This is a genomic window from Bacillus sp. DX3.1 (genome assembly GCF_030292155.1).
GTDB lineage: Bacteria > Bacillota > Bacilli > Bacillales > Bacillaceae_G > Bacillus_A.
Genome location: NZ_CP128157.1, coordinates 1 through 5,959, shown reverse-complemented (window position 1 = coordinate 5,959; position 5,959 = coordinate 1). Strand labels below are relative to the sequence as shown.

At 33.9% G+C, this 5,959-nt stretch carries 6 protein-coding genes; 2 read left to right on the top strand and 4 right to left on the bottom strand.

Annotated elements, in window-relative coordinates:
* Positions 1 to 236: 236 nt before the first annotated feature.
* Positions 237 to 1,019, top strand: a complete 783-nt coding sequence (locus QRE67_RS26080) for a helix-turn-helix domain-containing protein (RefSeq protein ID WP_077295763.1) — start codon at positions 237 to 239, stop codon at positions 1,017 to 1,019.
* 111 nt (positions 1,020 to 1,130) lie between these two features.
* Positions 1,131 to 1,616 carry a small multi-drug export protein gene (locus QRE67_RS26075; protein ID WP_077295761.1) on the top strand — a complete coding sequence of 162 codons (486 nt, stop codon included), beginning with the start codon at positions 1,131 to 1,133 and terminating at the stop codon, positions 1,614 to 1,616.
* 810 nt (positions 1,617 to 2,426) lie between these two features.
* On the opposite strand, the gene QRE67_RS26070 is transcribed toward QRE67_RS26075, so the two are convergent.
* From QRE67_RS26070 to QRE67_RS26055, 4 genes are all read right to left on the bottom strand, one after another.
* Positions 2,427 to 3,047 carry a MarR family transcriptional regulator gene (locus tag QRE67_RS26070; protein ID WP_150191099.1) on the bottom strand — a complete coding sequence of 207 codons (621 nt, stop codon included), beginning with the start codon at positions 3,045 to 3,047 and terminating at the stop codon, positions 2,427 to 2,429.
* A 178-nt stretch (positions 3,048 to 3,225) separates the two neighbouring features.
* Positions 3,226 to 3,423 (bottom strand): DUF7695 domain-containing protein, encoded by a 198-nt coding sequence (locus QRE67_RS26065; protein WP_286125423.1) that lies wholly within the window; start codon positions 3,421 to 3,423, stop codon positions 3,226 to 3,228.
* 14 nt (positions 3,424 to 3,437) lie between these two features.
* Positions 3,438 to 4,673, bottom strand: coding sequence for a MobV family relaxase (gene mobV / locus QRE67_RS26060; protein ID WP_286125422.1), 1,236 nt, complete (start codon positions 4,671 to 4,673; stop codon positions 3,438 to 3,440).
* Between the two features lie 389 nt (positions 4,674 to 5,062).
* On the bottom strand, positions 5,063 to 5,383 hold the full coding sequence (locus QRE67_RS26055) for a hypothetical protein (protein WP_088004762.1): 321 nt from the start codon (positions 5,381 to 5,383) through the stop codon (positions 5,063 to 5,065).
* Positions 5,384 to 5,959 lie beyond the last annotated feature (576 nt).

Below are 5,959 nucleotides of genomic sequence, written 5' to 3'. Positions count from 1 at the left end.
ACAAGAATTTGAACAGAATCATTAGAAGTAAAAAGGGGGAATAAAAGATATCCCCCTTTTTACTATGACTTATATCCGAATAAATCACTTTCAAAAGACACATAAGAAAAAAGCTTTAAAAGACGCAGTATAACAATAATGCAACCTTAAGTTGACAAAGTGCATTCGCTACGTGATAGAAAGAACAGCAATGCTTTTATACAATATAACTAACAAAATGAGAGGAGTTGAAATGAATGAAATTTGGTGAAAAACTTTCTAAACTTAGAAAAGAAAATGGATTTTCTCAAGAAACTTTAGCTGAACAATTAAACACCTCAAGACAAGCAATTAGCAAATGGGAAAATGGCCAAGGATTTCCTGAAACAGAAAAGCTCTTAATGATTGGGAATATCTTTGAGGTATCTATTGATTACTTATTGAAGGATTCTGCTGAGAACAATGAAGGAAATGAAGAAGGTTATTATGTAAGTAGAGAAATGGCAGAGGGTTTTTTGATAAGCACACAAAAAATTGCTAAGCATATTGGATTAGGTTTTGGTTTTTTTGCATTGGCGTTTGAACCATATTTAATTTTAGGGAAAAACTCAATGTTAGGAATACTCCTAATTATTGTCATTGCAACATTAGGAATTATTTCTTTTGCAACATTAGGATTTGATCAAGGACAATATACAATTCTCAAAAAAGAAGTTTTATTGTTTGATTCAAATTATTTTAAAGAGCTAACAGTAAGATATGAGGGCTTTAAAAGAAAATATTCAGGTATAGTGGTGATTGGAGTTTGTTTACTGGCGGTGGGATTCTTAGCTTTTGCTTTGGAGAAAAAATTAGAGATGGGGATCTTGGCTCCTTATTATCCGATTTTTGTGTTTTTAATAGCCGTTGGTCTATATATGTCAGTTCGTACTCTTACAATTCTTTCTGCATATCAATTATTGGTAAATAACGATGAACATACAAGTCGATTTAGTTTTAAATTAAAGCAGAAAGCAAAGAAGAAATTTGATGAGTTTTAAAGATAAGCTTTTCTTCAATATGATGAGGCCGTTTTCTTTTAAAAAAAGGAACGAGCGAACCAGAAGGATACTCTAAAAATGAAGGTAAAGATATACGAGGGGGATTAGAAATTGATTTGGACATATTTTATTATTTTTTTGTTGGCAGCAATTCCTTTTTTTGAAGTATCAATGATAGTACCAATTGCAATTATCGGCGGCATTCCAGCAGTTCCAGTTATTATTATTGCATTTTTAGGGAATTTATTAACTATAATTTTACTTATCTTGTTTATAGACTCGATTCGCAATTGGCGTAAAAAGAAAAAAAATAATGAAGAAATAAATGAATCCAAAAGTCACCAACGCGCTAAGAAAATTTGGGGGAAATATGGTTTACCAGGTTTAGCGTTTATTGGACCCTTTTTTATAGGTAGTCATTTAACAACATTATTAGCTGTCACATTTGGCGGTACACGTTTGAAAACTTTAGTATTAATGACAGCAAGTATTGCATTTTGGGCAATCTCACTTGGTAGCGCAGCGTATTTGGGCTTTGATTTTCTAGTGAAAGATGAAGATGATTTTGGTTTTATCACAAGACTTTTAAATCGATAAAAACAAACATTCTTCCAAAAACAGACGAGATTGTTCAATAAGCAGCACAAAAGGATCTTTAATTGAAGATCCTTTTTCAGTACCCATAACGGATTTTATGTGAACTAAATTAGCTTAAGATTAAATCATTGGAGGAAAAAGTATGAAAAATAAAATACCTCTATTAACATTCATTTTAGCTGCTTTATTTGTAGCTGGAGGTTTTGCATTCTTCTACTGGATCAAAACATTCCCATTCAACTAAAGAAACCTAACTCCCGATAACAAAAATTATGTAAATAAGTTGTCCGAATGGATGGCTTATTTTATTTTTTGCTTAGTGTGGTTTTCCCCCTTGTTTTTGGGTGGAATGGTGAAGGCTGGGGTGAAGCGAAGCGAGGGGCTAGCCCCTAAGAACTTAACGTAACTGAATATAGAGTAAGCTTATCGCTTAGATCGATAAAACTGGGTGGTTCGGCTGGTACAATTGCTGGTCCAAGTCGAGCAACTTAACCTCGTTTTTGGTCTGTTCGGCTTGGCGAAAGTCAAAAACCAGCCGAAAAAAGTTTTGCAAGGAGGGAGCAAAGCGGACAAGGTGGAGATTTTTTGAATGGGGTTCTCAAAAAATACTACCTGTTCCTTTCGGAACTTTTAACCCTATATATATAGAGTGAGAAGAGAGAGACTTTTAAAAGTGTAAAAAATGTTGATATATCAGTGTTTTTAAAGATTTTCGTGTGTCACAAATATGTGACACGTGTGTCACATATTTGTGACACACGAAATAATAAAAAATCGTAGTTATCGATTTGATAACTACGATTAATATTTTCAAAAAAACTTATTAGGTAAATCCTTTAAAATAGGCATCTTCATAGCTTTATAAAACATAACTTTTAATGCTTCATTTACATTGTCCTTATCTCCTGCATAAACCACATGAGGATTAATAAATACTGCATAAGCCTTAGCATTATTTCCTTCAACGCCTGAATCACCTTTAAATAAAATTCCTTTTTTAACTAAAGAATTGATTACTGTACTTGTAGGTTGTCTAGAAGCATCTATTAATTTTGCAATCTCTGTAATATTTGCGGGTACAGGGTTTTTCACTTTAATATCAAGAACAATACAATTACTAGAAAAAGCAATATAAGGGATTATTTCAGTTAAAAAAATCTTCTCCCTATCTGTTAAATATTTTTGCTTATACAAATAGCCTAGATTCTCTTGCATTGATTGAGCAAACCTCACTTTCGATTGAGGACTCTTTTTAGTGCCTATGTAAATCTCTTTACCACCAGTAGCCTTACTTAACACCTTTAAAGCTTCATCTACTGCGTCTTGATCCATCCCATGATGTTCTTCTTCAAATTGTTTTTGCTCAATCTCTAAATCTCGTTTTCTCGCTTTTTCTTCAGCTTGTCCAAAGTTAATAATATTTTTTGTCATGTGTTGTTGCTCCTCTCGTTATTACGAGCACCAACAAAAATACCAAAAATCATAATTCGGGTATTACCCTAATAATAAAATTATGATAATCTATAAACAGATGATTAAGTTTTAGGTATTTTTGCTGAAATACCCTTTAGAACGAGCCATGTTAGCCGCATGGCTCGTTTTTATTTTATCATGCCTGTCCTTCCTTTTCCTCAAATTCATGTAACTCAATGATATTTTCCAAATTCCCTTGCATACGAGCATACTCCAAACCACCATCTACTCCCACTGATCCACACGAACAACACTTAAAATCATGTGTAAATTTAGATTCAATTACATCACCACATTTTCGGCATTGAATTGCATTTCTCTTTAGCTTTTTCATTGATAATCCTCCTATCAAAGTCCTCTTTCATTTCCACGTTCTTTTCTTTGTTGTTTTTGTTCTTTTCGTTGATTTTCAAGAAACTTTGATGCTGTTTCATATCCTCTTTTCTCATGTTCATTCAATCTTTCTTCTGAATACCTAAGAGAACTAAATCTATTCATAGATGCATTTACTTTTCTCTTACAAAAACCAATAATCTCATGGAATTTAGGCATCTCTTTTGGAATAAATTTCTCATAAAATTTATCCATCTCATCAATTAATTTTGCTAAACGTTCAAATTTACCCTTATACGGCTTCAACTCTTCATTTTCTTTTTCCAAACGCTTCACTGTTGTATGTAAATCTGTATTACTCGCTTGTAGCGCTTCATTCTTGCGATGTAACGTCATATTTTCACGTTTAAAGGCTTCTGATGCCTTTGCCTTAGTTTTGATTTCCTCAAAGTCTTCTACGCTCATTTCAACGGTTTTAGAGCGTAAGATACCACCCTTGTGTTTAACTTCGATCTTATCGACGTTATTTGTTGATTTCACTGCATTTTGTAATTGATTCAAACGAGATTCTAATTGCTCCATTTGCTTATTTACTACTTCTTTTTTCTGTAAACATTGTCTAATGTCTGTTTCTAAAATTTTTATTTCTTCTTTTGCCGTCATAGCTTTGAACTTTCGTATTTCTACATGTTTTTTATCACTCGATACACCACGCTCTAAATAAAATCCTTTTTCCACCATATGAGCATGAAAATCATCCTGGAGCGAAACTAATTCTTTTCGGTTAAAAATCTGTTTCGCTGATAATTTATTCTCTTCAGTTACTGGAACCATTCCAACATGCATATGAGGTGTTTTCTCATCCAAATGTACTGCTGCATGTACAATATTACGCTCACCGTATCTATCTTTTAAAAAACTGTACGCTTCTTTAAAAAATACTTTTTGTTGAGCTGGATCAACCATATTTAACACATCAAAAAATTCTTTATCGCTTGTCACCACAAACTCACACATTACAACCGCATCTTTGCGAATCGCCCGATTGGTTTCTACATTCTGTTCAATTTTGTCTTTTACCATTTTCAAATAATCAATGCGGTCATCATTATGTAAATCATAATTCAGTTGTGTTCGTTCTGACTCAATATCATGATTTGTGTGACTCTCTTTTTCTCGCTGATTATGAATCTGAATTCCCTTTACATCTCGCATTTTAAATTTCTGCATACGACAAATTGCAAAACTCATTTCATACCTCTTTTCCCTTGGTTCTACGTCCTTATCAGTCCCTAGAACCATATAAAGTATATAGACTTCATCCCTGTTTTTCGGTGGACTTCCATGTAAAGTATAGCACACTATACTTTACTATCGTAAAGGTGTGCCCTACGGGGCTGTTCGGCAAGCCGAACCAAACCTTGGACTTTGTCCAAACCTACAAGGGGAACCCTTCCCCTTGACCCCATTAATCGAACTCCCCAACCCCTCAATCCTTGAGGGGCTCCCTCGCCGGTTGGCAGGAACAAACGGTGGTTTGTTCAGTGCCAAGAGGGTTCGGGTGTAGTGTAGTTGGTCAAGTCAAATACTCCCTTTGCTTCGCTAGGTCCGTTTTGATTGACCAACACACGCAAAGATCTCTATTGATCGTTTTTACTTCGCTCTTGTTGTTTCACTGCATATTCATATAATCGTTCATTAAACTCTTTATCTATTTTTAAAAATTGATTCTCTACGTTATAACGTTCTTCTACTTCTTTCATCAGCAACACATCTGGTTCTGGCATTACATATTCATCATTTACTACAATCGGTCTAGCTGGTTGTGTCTTCACTTGTAACGAAGTCAACTTACAAAACTGTGGCACTGAAAGCTCCCTCATCTTCGCCAATATTTCTAACTTCTTATACTGTTCTTCATTCACTGTAAACTTGACTTGAATCGTTTTCTCTTTGTCCATTTTAGTACCTCCAACATGTACCTTTTAGTACATATAATTGTACCATTAAGTACCATAAAACCCAAGTATTACAGAAGTAGAAATTTAAGTTTTTACTTCTGTAATACTACCTAACTTTTCACCTCTTTTTTTCTATAAAATCAACATTACTCAGACTCGTTATATACCTCTCAAACGCTCCAGATTTATCTCTAACCTATTTGTATTTTCTTATTCATACAAAAACACCAAAGAACAAAAAGGCCTCTCAGACAAGCTGAGAGGCCTTTTAAATGTATATCTTATTGTTTTTGTTCTCACTTCATCAGAAACCACACTAAGAGTATGCAAGATTTTATTCAAAAAAAGAATAGCGGGGATCCTTAGAATCCCCGCTATATCAGCCATGTATAAAATCCTGTATACGAGATACATAAACATATAAACAAAACCCCTGTAAACACAAGGATTCTATGAAACTATTTGCTACCGATAATAGGACGTTATGTTAACTATAATGTATAGGATATGCATTCAACCCTTTCGGATCTTCTTTAACTAAAGGGCCATATTGCTGAATAATTGCCTGTAGGAAGA